Genomic DNA, 14910 nt, shown 5'->3' on the forward strand with positions numbered 1-14910 from the left:
GGAAGGTCAGCCCTTGATGGCGCCGGTGAGCACGCCCTTGGTGAAGTACTTCTGCAGGAACGGGAAGAGCAGCAGGATCGGGATGAGCGCGATCATGACCACGGCCATGGAGATCGACTGCTGGGGCGGCATGTGGCTGACGCCGAGCTGGTCGCCCGAGATGGACTTGCCCTGGACGACGTAGGTGCGCAGGACCAGCTGGATGGGCCACTTGCCCGAGTCGTTGAGGTAGAGCATGGCGTTGAAGAACGCGTTCCAGTACGTCACCGCGTAGAAGAGGCCGACGACGGCCACGACGCCCTTGGAGAGCGGAAGCACGATGCGGGTCAGGATCCGCCAGTCGCCCGCGCCGTCGATCCGGGCTGCCTGGTAGAGCTCCTCGGGGATGTTCATGAAGAACGCCCGCAGGACGACGAGATTGAAGGCGTTGATCATGACGGGGAGGATCAACGACCAGTAGGAGTCGAGGAGTCCGAGCTCCTTGACCACCACGTACATCGGCACCATGCCCGGCACGAAGAGCAGCGTGAAGAGCACCATCAGGAGGATCGGCTTGCTGCCGGGGACGCCGCGCTTGCTGAGGCCGTAGGCGAGCGCGATCGTCGTCAGGAGCGAGAGTGCCGTGCCGACGAGGGTGATCAGGACGCTGACGACGACGGCCCGCGAGACGATGCCGCCGGAGAGGATGGTGCGGTACGCCTCCAGGGTCGGGTCCGTGGGGAAGAGGACGAAGCCGCCCGCCTCGGTGATCTCCTCGCGGGAGGCGAGGCTGGTGGAGAGGACCGTGAGGAAGGGCAGGATCATCACGGCGCAGATGACGGTGATGACGACGGCCTTGGCGGTCGAGCCGATCCTCGTGGGCGGCTCTTCCCAGGCGGGCCGCTCCTCGCGGGTGCGCGGCGAGCGCAGGGGAAATCCGAAGCTGCTCATTTGCTGTACACCCCGTGCTCTCCGAAGGCGTGGGCGACCTTGTTGGCGCCGTAGATCATCAGGGCCCCGACGACGCCCTTGACCAGGCCCGCGGCGGCGCCGACGCCCCAGTCGCCGTAGACGACGCCGTGGTAGTAGATGTAGGTGTCCAGGACTTCCGAGGCGCGGGCCCCGACCGCATCGCGCTGGAGCAGGAACTGCTCGAAGCCCACGGACAGGACGTCACCGAGGCGCAGCACGAGCAGCATGATCGTGACGCCGCGTACGGCGGGCAGGGTGACGTGCCACATGCGGCGCCATCGTCCGGCGCCGTCGACGGCCGCCGACTCGTACAGGCTCTGGTCGACGCTCGCGAGGGCCGCGAGGTAAATGATCATGCCCCAGCCGATGTCCTTCCAGATCACCTGGCCGGTGATGAGGAGGGAGAAGGTGCTGGGGTCGGTCATCACGTCCAGGGCGGACATGCCGTGGTCGCGCAGGTAGTTGCTGAACAGGCCCGCTCCGCCCAGCACTTGCTGGAAGAGCGCGACGACCAGGACCCAGGAGATGAAGTGCGGCAGATAGACGACGCTCTGCACGAACTTCTTGATGCGCGGGCTGACCAGGCTGTTGATGAGCAGGGCGAGGGCCAGCGGTGCCGGGAAGAAGAAAATCAGCTGGAGTGCGGCGAAGGCGAGGGTGTTGCGGACCGCCTCCCAGAACGCCGGGTCGGCGAAGAGCTCCTGGAAGTTGGCCAGGCCCACCATGGGGCTTTCCTTGAAGCCGATGAAGGGCTGGTAGTCCTGGAAGGCGATGACGTTGCCGAGCATCGGCACGTAGAAGAAGAGCAGGAAGAAGAGCAGGCCGGGGGCCATGAGGGCGAGCATCACCCAGTTGTTCCGCAGGCGGACGCGGAGCGGGACGCGGCGGTGGTGCGGCGGCCCGGGAGACTGCGGACCCGGCTTCGGAGCTGACCCGGACGGTGGCGGCGACGCGGCTCGTGGCCTGCGTCGCGTTGCTGGGGATGTCACACGTACTCCCTGGCCTGGCGGCACGACGGAACAGAAAAGTGGCAGCCGACAGCCGGGACGGCCGTCGAGAGCCGGCCAATTAAGAAGCCAACTTGCCGAAAGAGAGCCACATCATCGAAGCGTGACTCCCGCCCGTCAACCACCTTCCGGTCCTAGAGAGTTGGACTTTTCTGCTCGGCGTGCTCGATGTGTTCCAGTGCGAGGCGAGCTGCCCCGATTGCGGTGGATTCCTCGCCGAGTACGGAGGTTTGGACCGTCGGCCGGTAGGGGCACAGAGCGCCGAGCCGCGCCGCGAACGGTTCGCTGAGCAGGGCGCCCGCCCGGGAGATGCCGCCGCCGAGCACGACGGACTGCGGGTCGAGTACGGCGACGTGGCGGGCCAGGCTGTCGGCCAGTGCCTCGGCGAAGGCGCGCAGGGTGTACCTGGCTCCGCCGTCACCCGCGGCCGCCGCGGTCACCACCGCGCGGGCGGCGTTCTCGCGGGTGGGCCTGTCCGCGCCCTGGTGCCCCGCGAACCAGTCGAGGAGCCGCTGGTAGCACCGCTCCCAGCCGTCTCCCGCGACCATCTCCCCCGCCGCGCCGCGGTGCCCGCGGTGCAGCTCGCCGCGGAGCCACAGGCCGATGCCGAGCCGGTTGCCGACGTACAGGTACACGCAGTCGCCCGCGCCCACCGACACTCCCCCGGTGCACTCGGCGAGGGTGGCGAGCTGGATGTCGTTGCCCACGACGACGGGTCCGTGGGCCGGGTCGGCGAGTTCGCGGGTGAGGTCGAGGCCCGTCCACTGGGGCAGCGAATCGCTCTCCACCACCCGGCCCGCGGCGTCCACCATGCCGCTGGTGCCGACGCCGGTCGCCAGCGGGCGCACGTTCGCCGCGGCGGGTTGGGCCAGGCAGCCCGCGATCGCCTCGCGAACGGCGTCGAGGCGCTGCCGTGCCGGGAGTTCGGGCGTGACGGCGACGCGCTGGGTGGCCACCGTGCGGCCGAGCAGGTCGGCGGCGTGCACCAGGATCTTGTGCGCGCCGATGTCCACGCCCAGGACGTGGGCGGCCTCCGCCCGGAAGCGGAATCTGCGGGCCGGCCGGCCCACGCTGCCGCTGCCCGGCGTCAGCTCCACCAAGCGGCCCTCGCGCAGGAGCTGGGCGGTGAGGTCCTGGGCCGTGGGCCGCGACACACCGATGAGCCCCGCCAGTTCGGGCACGGTGATCTCGTCGCGCTCGCGCAGCACGCGCAGAGCGGCGGCCGCGTTGAGGCGGCGCAGCAGCGACGGGTCCCCGCTCATGTCCTGCCTATTCAAGGCATCCCCCTTGACAGCGCGATCGGTTGATCTCCAGTGTGACCCGGAGCGATTGAGAAACTTACCTGCTAAATAGCGCCCTTGGGGGAGCACAGATGGGTGAGACTGGTCATCCGGAGCTTGCGTGCGGAATCGGCTCCTGGGACAGCGATGTCTACGGTAACCACCGGCTTCTCGTGCGCGCGGACACCTCCGACACCGCGGCGCCCGCCGTCGCGGCCGAACTCCCGTGGCGGCGCCAGGACCCTGACCCCGGCGCGGTGGACGTGATCGTGATCGGGCCGTCCGGGGAGCGCGTGCGCAACACCGTCACGGTCGACGCCACGGCCGAGCGGGGGCGCATCGCCTTCGAGCCGGTGGACGGCCCCGGCAGCTACGCCGTGCACTATCTCCCGTACGCACACGGCGGCAAGCCCTACTATCCGCAGGCCGCCTACCGGCCCCCGACGCGGACGGCGGACCCCGGCTGGGTGCACCGGTGCGGCCTGCACGGCGCCGACGGGTGGGAGAAGCTGCCCCGCGCCCACGCGTTCGGCTACGAAGCGGCGAGCGCGGTCGACTCCTTCGCGCCGCTCGGCTTCGCGGCCACGGACGACGAATGCGCCCGTCTCGAACAGGCCCATAGCGATGCTCAGTTGCTCCTGTTCGGCGAGGACCGTACCCACCCGCTCGGCCGCTACGAACGACTGCCCGCACGCTGGGCACTGGCCGCCCCCTTCTCCCCGCTCGACGTCACGGCGGACCGCGGGGAGTTCCACGCGGTGCAGGTCGGCGTGTACGCGCTCCAGGAGCTGACGGACCTACGCGGCGAGATCCGCGGGCTCCCCTTCTCCGTACGGTGCCTCAGCACCGGCGGCATCGACGCGCGCGGCCGGTCCTTCGAGCGGCGCGTCGCGGTCGGCAAGTCGCGCGCGGGAGCGCTGTGGTTCGGCGTGGAGGTGCCCGAGGAGGCTCAACCCGGCCTGTACGAAGGGGAGATCGCCGTCCGCGCGTCCGGTGTGCCGGAGCGCGTGCTGCCGCTGCGCATCACCGTCGGCCGGGACGCCGTCCCCGACGGCGGCGCCGGTGAACCATGGCGGCTCGCCCGGCTGGCCTGGCTGGACTCGACGCTCGCGCAGGACGACGAGCCGGTGGCGCCGTTCACCCCGGTCGAGGTGGCCGCCACGGACGGCGGACAGCGGCTGACGCTGCTCGGCCGCACGGTCGAGCTCGGCCCGGAGGGACTCCCCCGGCGGCTGGTGTCCACCTTCACGCCGAGCGTCACACGCGTCGACGGACCGCCGCGCGACCTGCTCGCCGCTCCCGTCACCCTGGACCTCGGCCGCCCCCTGGAACACGGGCCGCTCAGCCTGGACCGGCCGGGCCCCGCGCGGGTCCGCTGGTCCTCACGGGCCGCGGGACAGGACGTACTCCTGCGCACCGAGGGCGAGTTGGAGGCCGACGGTTTCCTCGTTGTGCGCGCCACCGTCGAGGCCACGGCCGACACCGAACTCGACGTGACGCTGGACGTGCCGGTGCGCGAAGAGATCGCGCGGTACGCGATGGGGCTCGGTCTGACGGGCCGTGCGTGCCCGGCGACATACGACTGGGGGTGGGACACGCCCACCCGCAACCAGGACGCCTTCTGGCTCGGCGATCCGGCAGCGGGGCTCCAGCTGAGCCTGCGCGACGAGCACTACGCGCGGCCGCTCAACACCAACTACTACCGCGAGAAGCCGTTGCGCACCCCGCGCTCCTGGGCCGGCGACGGGGCGGGCGGGGTACGGCTGCGCACGAGCGACGGTGTGCGCGGCCTCAGCGCGTTCAGCGGCCCGCTCACGCTGCACGCGGGCGAGAGCCGTTGCTTCGAGTTCCGGCTCCTCCTGACCCCGTTCAAGCCGCTCGACCCGGCGCGGCAGCTCTCCGAGCGCTACTTCCACGCGTACGCGTCTCCCACGGAGATCGCCGGGTACGGCGCGAACGTCGCCAATCTGCACCACGCCACACCGCCCAACCCGTACATCAACGACCCGCTCCTGGGCGCGGACGCCCTGCGCTCCTACACCGAGGAGGCGCACCGGCTCGGAATCCAGGTCAAGGTGTACGACACCGTGCGTGAACTGACGCGTCACACGCCGGAGTTGGCGGTGCTCGCCTCACTGGGCGACGAGATCTTCGCACCGGGTCCCGGGGGCGGGCACGCCTGGCTGCGGGAGCATCTGGGCGGGGACTACGTGCCCGGGTGGGTGGCGCCCGACGTGGGGGACGTCGCGGTCGTCACCTCCGGCGACTCGCGGTGGCACAACTCCTATGTGAGCGGCGTCGAGCGGCTGCGGAGGGTGGTCGGCGTCGACGGGCTCTACCTCGACGACGTGGCGTACGACCGCACGACCATGAAGCGGGTCCGCAAGGCGCTGTCCGCTTCCGGCGAGCGGCCACCCCTGGTCGACCTGCACTCCTGCAACCAGTACCGCGAGCCGGACGGGTTCGCCTCCAGCGCCAATCTCTACGCGGAGCTGCTGCCCTACGTCGACCGGCTCTGGCTGGGTGAGCTCTTCGACTACGAGGGCGCGGACGGAGGCGCCGGAGCCGATCCCGCGTACTGGCTCGTCGAGATCTCGGGCATCCCCTTCGGCCTCATGGGCGAGATGCTGGAGGGCGGCGGCAATCCCTGGCGCGGGCTGGTCTTCGGGATGACCGCGCGGGCGCCCATGACGGACGCACGGCCGCTGTGGCACGCCTTCGACCAACTTCGGCTCCCGGAGGCGGAGATGACGGGGTGGTGGGCCACCGACGCGCCTCCCGTGCGGACCGGGCGGGACGATGTACTCGCCACCACGTGGGAAGGGCCCGGAGGGACCGTGACGGCACTCGCCTCGTGGGCCGGTGAGCCCGTGGACGTCGTCCTCGAAACGGCTTCGGGGCCCGTCGCCGCCTACGCTCCCGCGATCGAGGGTTTCCAGCAGGAGCGAAAATTCGCCGCGAGTGAGACGATACGCGTGGAGCCGGGGCGGGGGTGGCTCGTGCGGCTCGGGTGAGACGCCTGCCGGGGGTGTGGCCGCGACCGGCCATCGGTCCGGCCACACACGGCAGGGGCTGCCAGGTGGGGAAGCCCGGCTACTTGCCCATCAGCAGGCCGTCCTTCCCCGCCCCCCGGCTCAGGACGATGCCGCGGATCCGGTCGCGGATGTCCGCGACGCCCTCGCCGCGCTCCAGCGCCTCGTTCAGGTTGGTCACACGACCCGTGGCCGTGTTGAACCACTGGGGAATGAACTCGGCCTTCTTGACCTCCCAGCGGCCGCCGGGGGCAGCGGGCGGGGCGAACGTGAAGCGGCCGAGGGTGCCTTGGTTGCCCCGCGGGTCGTTCGCGCCCTCGTGGTTGATCATGTCGCCCGCGATCTGGTCGCCCATGCCGTAGAGGACCCAGGTCCCGTTGACCTTCTCGTAGGCCTGCGGGACGTGTGCGTGGGTGCCCAGGATCAGGTCGATGTCCGGGCGGCCGCCCGAGCTTGACGCCGTGAGCTGTCTGCCGAGGCTCAGCTGGCGGGCGTCGGGGGCGTCCTGCCACTCCGTGCCCCAGTGCACCGAGACGACGACCACATCCGCGCCGGCCTTCCGCGCGTCCCGTGCGTCGGCGATGATGCGCTCGCGCTCCATGAGGTTGACCGTCCAGGGCTTGCCCTGGGGCATCGGGGCGCCGTTCGTGCCGTACGTGTACGCGAGCTGCGCCACCTTCGCGCCGCCCGCCCGCAGCCAGGCGGGCGACCTGCCCTCGGCGGCCGTACGGCCCGAACCCGCGTGCTTGACGCCTGCCTTGTCGAGCGCGCCGAGAGTCCGGCTCACCCCCGCCGCGCCGTCGTCGAGCGTGTGGTTGGAGGCGGTGGAGCAGGCGTCGTAGCCGGTGGCCGCGAGGGCACGGGCGATCTGGGGCGGGGACTTGAAGCTGGGGTAGCCGGTGTAGTCGCCGTTCTCGCCGTAGATCGTCTCCATGTGACAGATCGCCAGGTCCGCCTTGGCGACGACGGGTTTGACGCCCTTGAGCATCGGCACGAAGTCGTAGCCGCTGCCGCCCGCGTCGGCATTGGCCCTGTTGATGATCGAGGAGTGCGGGAGCACGTCCCCGGAGGCGACGAGCGTGAAGGCGCGCGGGGCGTCCTGGCCGCCACCGGCCGCCGACGGGGCGGGGGGCGGAGCATCCCGATTACCGCCTTGGGTGTCTTCCCGCTGTCTTTCGCCGCGCTGCTCCGTATTCCGCTCCTGTGCGGGCTCGGTATTCGCCGTGCAGGCGGCGGTCCCGGCGAGAGTGGCTCCGATCATTGCCGCGGCCAGAAGGGCTGTTCCCTGGGGTGTGCGCTGCGTCATCGACCATGCTCCGTGAATGGGGGATATTCGGCGAAACGAATCCACATTCGGACACAATGCCGAGTCAAGCAGCAATGCCGTCATAGTCCCCGAAACGGACTTAAATCATCCGGCCATGTGACACGAAGAACAGAGGGGCCCCGACCTGCGACGAAACCGAGGGCTGGGTCAAGCCTCCGTAAAGCGCCTTGCTCGGAGGCCCCTTCGGGTAATCGGCTGTCCTCATCCGTGTTCCGGATTGGGGGCCAGAGGCCGGCGACGCGCACGGATCGGAGGAAGGCGAGACGGGATGCTGCACGAGAGCCGAGGAAACACGGAGGGCCCGAGTGATGGCGAACTGGCCGTGCCGATGGCGTGGTTGTACGCCGAGTACATCGCGGACGAATTGCTGCGTACCGGCGATTTGATGCCGCCGACATCTTTCGAATACCGCGCGGGGCGTGATGCTCTGGCCCTGACTATTTTCCTCTCCGACACAAATGGCGAGCTTTCGGGCATCCGTGTGGTCTCCCAGCTGGAGACCTGGCTGTCCCTGACGGCGTACGACCAGCCGTGGCTCGACTGGGTCGGTGAGCGGATGGCCTTGCTCACGGCGGACGCGGTCGCCTCCGGCGAGCCCGCACCCGACCTGCAGCTGGCCGACCTGGCATGGCGCTGGCTCGAGGAGACGGAGTTGCTCGCGCCCGATCTGGACGCGGTGCCGGGCGGCGGATCGCCGTCCGGTGAGGACGACGGACCCAAGGTGTGGACGGCGGCCTGGCGCCTGGGGCTGCCGCTCGGACACCTGGCGATCCATCTGTTCTGACGCTCCGGCAGAAGTGTTCCGACACCGCCACGGAGTCGCCCTGACACCCCGTGCGAGTGTTCGCGTCCCGTGTCTTGAGTGATTCGGCGGTCCGCTGCGTACGGGAGGGCAGGAAGCACCCCCCTGCCCGACTCGTCACGCAAGGAACGCCATGAGGCCCCTGGAGCGGCACCGCGACGCCGGCGCCTACGCGCTCGGCGTCCTCGACGCGGCCGACACCTTCCGCTTTGACGACCACCTCATGGACTGCCCCGAGTGCCGGGCCCTGTTGGCGGAACTCGGCCCGACAGCACAGCAGTTGGCCGCCTACGAACGTCTCACGCCGCCGCACGTCGAGCCGCTGGCCGTGCCCGGCCCCGGGCTCGGCGAGCGGTTGCTCGCCGAGGCCGTGCGGCTGCGCAGGGCCGGGCGCCGGCGGTGGCTGTGCGCGGTCGCGGCCGGCGTCGTGCTGGCGCTCGCGGCTCCCGTGGCCGCGGTGCTGCGGGCCGACGGGCCCGGCCCGGAACAGATCACCGCCCGCGACGGCCGCACCGGGGTCTCGGCGACGCTGACCGCGCGGGGCCGCGAGTGGGGCACGGACATCGGGCTCCGGGTCCGCGACCCCGACGGCCCCCACGTCTGCGAGCTCATCGCCGTCGGCACCGACGGCTCCGAGCAGACGGTGACGACGTGGAAAGCACCCGCGGGCGAGCCGTCGGAGGAGCTGGCCACACAGGGCGGCGCGGCCCTGCCCCGGAAGGACATCGCCCGCTACGAGGTGCGCACCACCGGCGGACAGCGCCTGCTGACCTTGCGCAGCCCCTGAACTCGCGTGCGCACACGGCTACTTCAGCAGCCGGGACATCCTCCGGTCCGCCAGCGGTTTCCCGCCCGTCTGACAGGTGGGGCAGTACTGCAGCGAGGAGTCGCTGAAGGAGACCTCGCGGATGGTGTCACCGCACACGGGGCACGTCTCACCGGCGCGGCCGTGCACGCGCAGGCCGCTCTTCTTCTCCGCCTTCAGGCGGCCCGCCGCGACGCCGTGCGAGCGCTCCACCGCTTCGGTCAGCGTGCTCCGCAACGCCATGTACAGCCCGTGGATCTCGTCCTTGGTGAGGCTCGACGTGAGCTTGAAGGGGGACATGCGGGCCGCGTGCAGGATCTCGTCGCTGTACGCGTTCCCGACGCCCGCGAGCAGGGTCTGGTCCCGCAGCGCGCCCTTGATCTGCCGGCGTTCGCCCGCCAGGAGCCCGGCGAAGCGGTCCTCGTCGAAGTCCGGGGCCAGCGGGTCGGGGCCCAGGCGGGCGATGCCGGGGATCGCTGCCGGGTCCTCGGTCACGTACACCGCGAGGCGCTTTTGCGTGCCCGCCTCGGTGAGGTCGAAGCCCTCCCCCGTGTCCAGGGCGACCCGCAGCGCGAGAGGGCCCTTGCCGGGGCGTGGTGTGCCGTCGGGGAGGCGGTCCTTCCACTGCAGCCAGCCCGCGCGGGCGAGGTGGGTGACCAGATGCAGGCCGTCCGCGTCCAGGTCGAGGAACTTGCCGTGGCGCGCGACGGCCGTGACGGTGCGCCCTTCGAGGGCGGTGAGCGGCGGGTCGTACGTCTTGAGGACACTGATCGCCACGGGCAGGACCCGCACGATCTCGTGGCCGACGAGGTGGTCGGTGAGGAAGGCGCGCAGCGCCTCGACCTCGGGAAGCTCCGGCATTCGCTCACTCCTGTCCCAGTTCCGACAGTGCCATCCGCTCGCCCCTAACCCTCGTTCTCCGGGGCGGGCACGATGAACTCGCACCACACGCACTTGCCGGTGCCACGCGACTCGACACCCCACACGTCCGCGAGCATGTCCACGAGCAGCAACCCCCGCCCCGACACCCCCGACTCCCCCGCCTCCCGGCGGCGCGGCAGAGCACTGGAGGAGTCCTCGACCTCGATGCGCAGGCGCCGGTCGCTGCCGCTGACCACCCGCAGGGTCACGATCGCCGCGCCGTCGGTGTGCATCAGCGCGTTGGTGATCAGCTCGTCCGCCACCAGCTCGATCTCGTCGGCGCCGTCCCGGGCGCCCCAGGCGCGCACCGCGGCCCGGATCATGTGCCGGGCCTCGGCCAGCGCCTCCGGGTCGCCGGGGCCCACGTGCTGCTGGAGGCGGCCGCCGGACCGGGGGGCGTCGACCGTGCGGCGGCGCAGGAGAAGCAGCGCCGCGTCGTCCTCGCCGCCCCGCTCGTCCACGATCCCGCAGAGCCGGTCCGCGAGATGCTGGAGGTCGCGCGGCCCCGAGCAGGCGAGCTCGCCAAGGGCCCGCAGACCGTCGTCGAGATCGGCGCCCGGCTCCTCGATGAGGCCGTCGGTGAAGAGCAACAGGGCCTGGTCCGCGTCGAGTTCGAAGGTGGTGACCGGATATTCGAGACGGCCGAACTCGGCCGAGAGCCCCAGCGGCAGACCACCCTCGACCGGCACCCTGCGACAGGTGCCGTCGGCCCGCTGGAGGAGCGGGTCGATGTGTCCTGCCCGCACCAGCTGGACCACGCCCGTCGACAGGTCGGCCTCCGCGTAGAGGCAGGTGGCGAAGCGTTCGGTGTCCAGCTCGTGCAGGAAGCCGGAGGCGCGGGCCATGACGGTGGCGGGCGGGTGCCCCTCGGCGGCGTAGGCGCGCAGCACGATGCGCAGCTGGCCCATGACGGCCGCCGCGTGGGTGTCGTGGCCCTGTACGTCGCCGATGACCGCCCCGACGCGTCCGCCGGGCAGCGGGATCACGTCGTACCAGTCGCCGCCGATGTCCCGGCCGAGCGCCGCCGAGCGGTAGCGGACGGCGATGTCGGCGCCGGGCACGCCGGGGATGGTGCGCGGCAGCATCGCCTGCTGGAGGCCCTGGGCGAGATCCTTCTCCTGCTCGTAGAACATGGCGCGCTGGAGGCTCTGGGCGATGCCGCTGCCGAGGGCGACCAGGACGTTGCGCTCCTCCTCGGTGAAGCCGGTCTTGTCCTGGTAGAGCAGGCCGAGCACGCCGATCGGCTTGGCCTGCGCGATGAGCGGCAGATACGCGGCCGATGTGATGCCCAGCTCGTCTATGTGCGGCCACAGATCCGGGTACGAGGCGGCGAACTCCGCCGCTGTCTCGATGAAGCGCGGCGAGAGCGTGCGCACGGCGTCGCTCATCGGATACCGCTCGTCGATCCGCGTGAACTTGGTGCCCGGCACGAAGCTGCCCACGGGCCCCTCCGCGACCAGCCGGATGCGCCCGGCCTCGACCAGGCCCATGACCAGGTTCGAGGCGCCCAGGTGTGCGAGGCCGTGGGTGTCCTTGAGCACGTCGATGACGTCCCGGACGGTACGGGCGTGTGCGAGGGCCGCCGTGGTGCCCTGCACGATGCTCGTGCGGCGGCGGCGGTCCTCCTCCTCGTCGGCGCGCTGATGCCGGGCGGTGCTGTCGCCCAGCTCCTGCGTGGCGTCACGGACGATGCCGACGATGCGGTGCGGACGGCCCGTCCCGTCGCGGTGGATGAACCCCTGGGTATGGGTCCAGCGCAGCCCGCCTTCGCGCAGCCGGATGCGGAAGTAGATGCCGTAGGTGCGGCTGCCGTCCTTGAGGGCCTGCGAGACGTAGGCGTCCAGTCGGTGCGCCTCGACCGGCGGAACACGTACGCCGAGGCTCGTCGGGTGCCCGTCGTACTCGTCGGCCCGCACGTCGAAGACCTCGTGGCCCGCGGCATCGAGATGCATCAGGCCGCTGTCGAGGTCCCAGTCGAAGCAGCCTGTGCGGTTGGCCGCCAGGATCGACCGGGGATCCGCTGGCCAGTCGTCCGGCAGTGGCGTGGGCGTCATGACACTTCATGATTCTTCGCTGTCAGGCCCGAGTGCGCACGCTCAGCCGCCGGGCGCGGGCGTCGGGCAGCCCGGCGGGATCTCGGACGGGGTGCCGGTGGGCGGCTCCGTGCCCGTGGCGGGAGAGGGCGTGGGGCAGTCCGTGGAGGTGGCGTCCCGGTCGCCGGGCGAGTCGCTGTCACTGGGGGTGTCACTGTCGCTGGGCGAGTCGCTGTCACCGGGCGTGTCACCGTCGCTCGGGGTGTCGCTGTCGCCGGGCGTATCGCTGTCATCGGGCGAGTCGCTGTCACTGGGCGTGCCGCTGTCGCTCGGGGTGTCACTGTCGCTGGGCGAGTCGCTGTCGTCCGGGTCGGTCGGGGTCGGCGAGGTGGGGGTGGGCTTCGGGGTGGGGTGCGGCGGCGGCACGGTGTGGTCGTCGCCGCCGTCCTCGTCGCCGGTCTTCCGCTCGATCCAGGTGTTGTCGACGATGTTGACGATGGTGATGTTCACGATGATCTTCGGTGCCGGGGTCACCACCACGACCTGCGCCGGGCGGTAGCCGGACCACTGCTCGCCCTGGTGACTCGGGGTGCCCTTGAGCGCGACCGGCGGCTTCAGCGGGTTCCCGCAGGCGCACCGCACGCGGGGCAGCCCCCGGTTGTCGACGAGGACGGCGGTGCCCGTCTGCAGCACGGACTGGAAGCTGGTGGCACCGCCGTCGCGGTAGCCGTGGTTGGTCACGCGGGTGTCGGCCCGCAGCACGACCGGCGTCAGACCACGCAGGAAGCCCGGGATGTCCGCCCGGGAAATGCCCGACGCCTGGGCGAAGGCGCGGCTCTTGCCCTGGTCGGCGGTGAGGAAGCGGACCTGGGCGCCGACGTCACAGCTGCCCAGGGAGTGCGTGCCGCCGTACAGGCCGGGCGTGCCACCCGAGAGCGAGCGCACGCCCTGGGCCGTCGGCGAGGACGTACCCGTCGGTGACGGCTGCGGCGAACGGGTGACGGGCGAGGGGGTCGCCGTGGACGTCGCGGTGGAGTCGGTGAAGGGATCGGGGCCCTGGGCGGCGACCGGCTGCATGAACAGCTCGGCGTCGCCGGCGGCGGAGTTCTTCTCGCCGCCGCCCGAGCATCCCGCGACGGCGAGGGCCGCGGACAGCGCGAAGGCCGTCGCGTAGATCCTGGTGGGCCTGGTGGGCCTGGTGGGCATACGCACCCTGCTCTCCCGCCTGCTGTCGGGCACTTTGCCCCATTCTCCGGGGCAGTCGGAGCGGGTGCGCAAGCCGAGGAGGGGCGCCGGGCCGGTCAGGGCGCAAGATGGCCTTGTGGAGTGGTTCACAGCGGATCAGTACTGGCTCGGCCGCCTCGTCTTCCAGCGGGCTCTGGCGGCGCTCTACCTCGTCGCGTTTTTGGGCGCGGCCCTGCAGTTCCGTGCGCTGATCGGTGAGCGCGGCATGCTGCCGGTACCGCGTCACGTCGAGCGCGTGCCCTTCCGCAAGGCGCCGAGCCTCTTCCAGCTGCACTATTCGGACCGCTTCTTCGCCCTCGTCGCGTGGTCGGGCTGCGGCTTCGCCCTCGCGCTGCTCGCGGGCGCCGACGGGCTGCTCCCCCTGTGGGGCGGCATGCTGCTCTGGCTCGTGCCGTGGGTCCTGTATCTCTCGATCGTGAACGTGGGGCAGACCTGGTACGGCTTCGGCTGGGAGTCGCTGCTCCTGGAGGTGGGCTTCCTCGCCGTGTTCCTCGGCAACGACGAGACGGCGCCACCGGTGCTGATCCTCTTCCTGCTGCGCTGGGTGCTGTTCCGCGTCGAGTTCGGGGCCGGGCTGATCAAGATGCGCGGCGACGCGTGCTGGCGCAACCTCACCTGCCTGTACTTCCACCACGAGACGCAGCCTATGCCGGGACCGCTGAGCCGCTTCTTCCACCACCTGCCGAAGCCGGTCCACCGGATGGAGGTCGCGGCGAACCACTTCACGCAACTCGTCGTGCCCGTCCTGCTGTTCACGCCGCAGCCGGTCGCGACGGCCGCGGCCTGCCTGATGATCGCCACCCAGCTGTGGCTGGTCCTCTCGGGCAACTTCGCCTGGCTGAACTGGCTGACGATCGTCCTCGCCGTGTCCGTCGTGGACTTCGGCGGCGCGGGAGCTCCGTCGGCGTCGCCCGCGTCCCCGCTCTGGTACGAGGTGGTCGTCATCGCGGTGACGGCCCTGATCCTGGGCCTGAGCTACCGCCCGGCGCGCAACCTGTTCTCGCGCCGGCAGATCATGAACTTCTCCTTCGACCCGCTGCATCTCGTCAACACCTACGGCGCGTTCGGCAGCGTCAGCCGCGTCCGCCAGGAGGTGGTCATCGAGGGCACGGCGGACACCACGCCCCGCCAGGACTCGGAGTGGCGGGAGTACGAGTTCAAGGGCAAGCCGGGTGATGTGCGCCGCCGGCCGCGGCAGTTCGCGCCCTACCATCTGCGGCTCGACTGGATGATGTGGTTCGCCGCGCTCTCCCCCGCCTACGCACGCTCGTGGTTCGGCCCCCTGGTGGAGCGGCTCCTGGACGGCGACCGGGACACGCTGCGGCTGCTGCGCCACGTGCCCTTCCCGCAGGAGGCGCCTCCCGCGTACATCCGTGCCCGCCTCTACCGCTACCGCTGCACGACCTGGCGCGAGCTGCGGGAGACCGGTGCCCACTGGGAGCGGACGTACGTGCGGGAGTTCCTGCCGCCGACGCGGGTGTCGTCGCCCCGGTGAGTCAGAGGCCGG

11 protein-coding genes are annotated in these 14910 nt (G+C 71.2%); 4 read left to right on the forward strand and 7 right to left on the reverse strand.

The genetic code is table 11. The features are described 5' to 3' along the window. Positions 1-6: 6 nt before the first annotated feature. The 3 genes from ACWD02_RS13915 to ACWD02_RS13925 form a co-directional block, all read right to left on the reverse strand. Positions 7-930, reverse strand: coding sequence for a carbohydrate ABC transporter permease (locus ACWD02_RS13915; protein WP_451208917.1), 924 nt, complete (start codon positions 928-930; stop codon positions 7-9). Beyond that, entirely contained in the window at positions 927-1940 is a 1014-nt protein-coding gene (locus ACWD02_RS13920) for an ABC transporter permease (RefSeq protein ID WP_451208920.1), read from the reverse strand. Before ACWD02_RS13920 ends, ACWD02_RS13915 begins: the two co-directional genes overlap by 4 nt. 152 nt (positions 1941-2092) lie before the next feature. After that, on the reverse strand, positions 2093-3235 hold the full coding sequence (locus tag ACWD02_RS13925; protein WP_451208922.1) for an ROK family protein: 1143 nt from the start codon (positions 3233-3235) through the stop codon (positions 2093-2095). 95 nt (positions 3236-3330) lie between these two features. On the opposite strand from ACWD02_RS13925, the gene ACWD02_RS13930 reads away from it, so the two are divergent. Further along, positions 3331-6252: a glycoside hydrolase domain-containing protein gene (locus ACWD02_RS13930; protein WP_451208925.1), complete on the forward strand. Its 2922-nt coding sequence runs from the start codon at positions 3331-3333 to the stop codon at positions 6250-6252. A 79-nt stretch (positions 6253-6331) separates the two neighbouring features. On the opposite strand, the gene ACWD02_RS13935 is transcribed toward ACWD02_RS13930, so the two are convergent. Next, positions 6332-7576, reverse strand: a complete 1245-nt coding sequence (locus ACWD02_RS13935; protein ID WP_451208928.1) for a CapA family protein — start codon at positions 7574-7576, stop codon at positions 6332-6334. A gap of 289 nt (positions 7577-7865) precedes the next feature. Between ACWD02_RS13935 and ACWD02_RS13940 the strand changes: the two genes are divergently transcribed. After that, positions 7866-8381, forward strand: coding sequence for a hypothetical protein (locus ACWD02_RS13940; protein WP_451208930.1), 516 nt, complete (start codon positions 7866-7868; stop codon positions 8379-8381). A gap of 151 nt (positions 8382-8532) precedes the next feature. Beyond that, the gene (locus ACWD02_RS13945; RefSeq protein ID WP_451208932.1) at positions 8533-9186 is read left to right on the forward strand and encodes a zf-HC2 domain-containing protein; all 654 of its coding nucleotides are present in this window, start codon (positions 8533-8535) and stop codon (positions 9184-9186) included. An 18-nt stretch (positions 9187-9204) separates the two neighbouring features. Here the strand turns inward: ACWD02_RS13945 and ACWD02_RS13950 are convergent, their stop codons facing one another. From ACWD02_RS13950 to ACWD02_RS13960, 3 genes are read right to left on the reverse strand one after another with little or no spacing between them, the layout of a single operon-like run. After that, complete coding sequence (locus tag ACWD02_RS13950; protein WP_451208935.1) at positions 9205-10065, reverse strand: Fpg/Nei family DNA glycosylase; 861 nt, start codon at positions 10063-10065, stop codon at positions 9205-9207. 44 nt (positions 10066-10109) lie between these two features. Beyond that, positions 10110-12179: a SpoIIE family protein phosphatase gene (locus tag ACWD02_RS13955; protein WP_451208937.1), complete on the reverse strand. Its 2070-nt coding sequence runs from the start codon at positions 12177-12179 to the stop codon at positions 10110-10112. A 42-nt stretch (positions 12180-12221) separates the two neighbouring features. Continuing rightward, the gene (locus ACWD02_RS13960; protein WP_451208940.1) at positions 12222-13364 is read right to left on the reverse strand and encodes a DUF6777 domain-containing protein; all 1143 of its coding nucleotides are present in this window, start codon (positions 13362-13364) and stop codon (positions 12222-12224) included. Between the two features lie 115 nt (positions 13365-13479). Here ACWD02_RS13960 and ACWD02_RS13965 point away from each other — a divergent pair, with 115 nt between their 5' ends. Next, positions 13480-14898, forward strand: a complete 1419-nt coding sequence (locus tag ACWD02_RS13965) for a lipase maturation factor family protein (protein WP_451208943.1) — start codon at positions 13480-13482, stop codon at positions 14896-14898. Positions 14899-14910: the final 12 nt, after the last annotated feature.

It is taken from the genome of Streptomyces sp. NPDC002853 (genome assembly GCF_053591915.1).

Coding starts and splice junctions, on each gene's coding strand:
- ACWD02_RS13915 (WP_451208917.1), bottom strand. CDS start 930: ATGAGCAGCTTCGGATTTCCCCTGCGCTCGCCGCGCACCCGCGAGGAG.
- ACWD02_RS13930 (WP_451208925.1), top strand. CDS start 3,331: ATGGGTGAGACTGGTCATCCGGAGCTTGCGTGCGGAATCGGCTCCTGG.
- ACWD02_RS13935 (WP_451208928.1), bottom strand. CDS start 7,576: ATGACGCAGCGCACACCCCAGGGAACAGCCCTTCTGGCCGCGGCAATG.
- ACWD02_RS13940 (WP_451208930.1), top strand. CDS start 7,866: ATGCTGCACGAGAGCCGAGGAAACACGGAGGGCCCGAGTGATGGCGAA.
- ACWD02_RS13945 (WP_451208932.1), top strand. CDS start 8,533: ATGAGGCCCCTGGAGCGGCACCGCGACGCCGGCGCCTACGCGCTCGGC.
- ACWD02_RS13950 (WP_451208935.1), bottom strand. CDS start 10,065: ATGCCGGAGCTTCCCGAGGTCGAGGCGCTGCGCGCCTTCCTCACCGAC.
- ACWD02_RS13955 (WP_451208937.1), bottom strand. CDS start 12,179: ATGACGCCCACGCCACTGCCGGACGACTGGCCAGCGGATCCCCGGTCG.
- ACWD02_RS13960 (WP_451208940.1), bottom strand. CDS start 13,364: ATGCCCACCAGGCCCACCAGGCCCACCAGGATCTACGCGACGGCCTTC.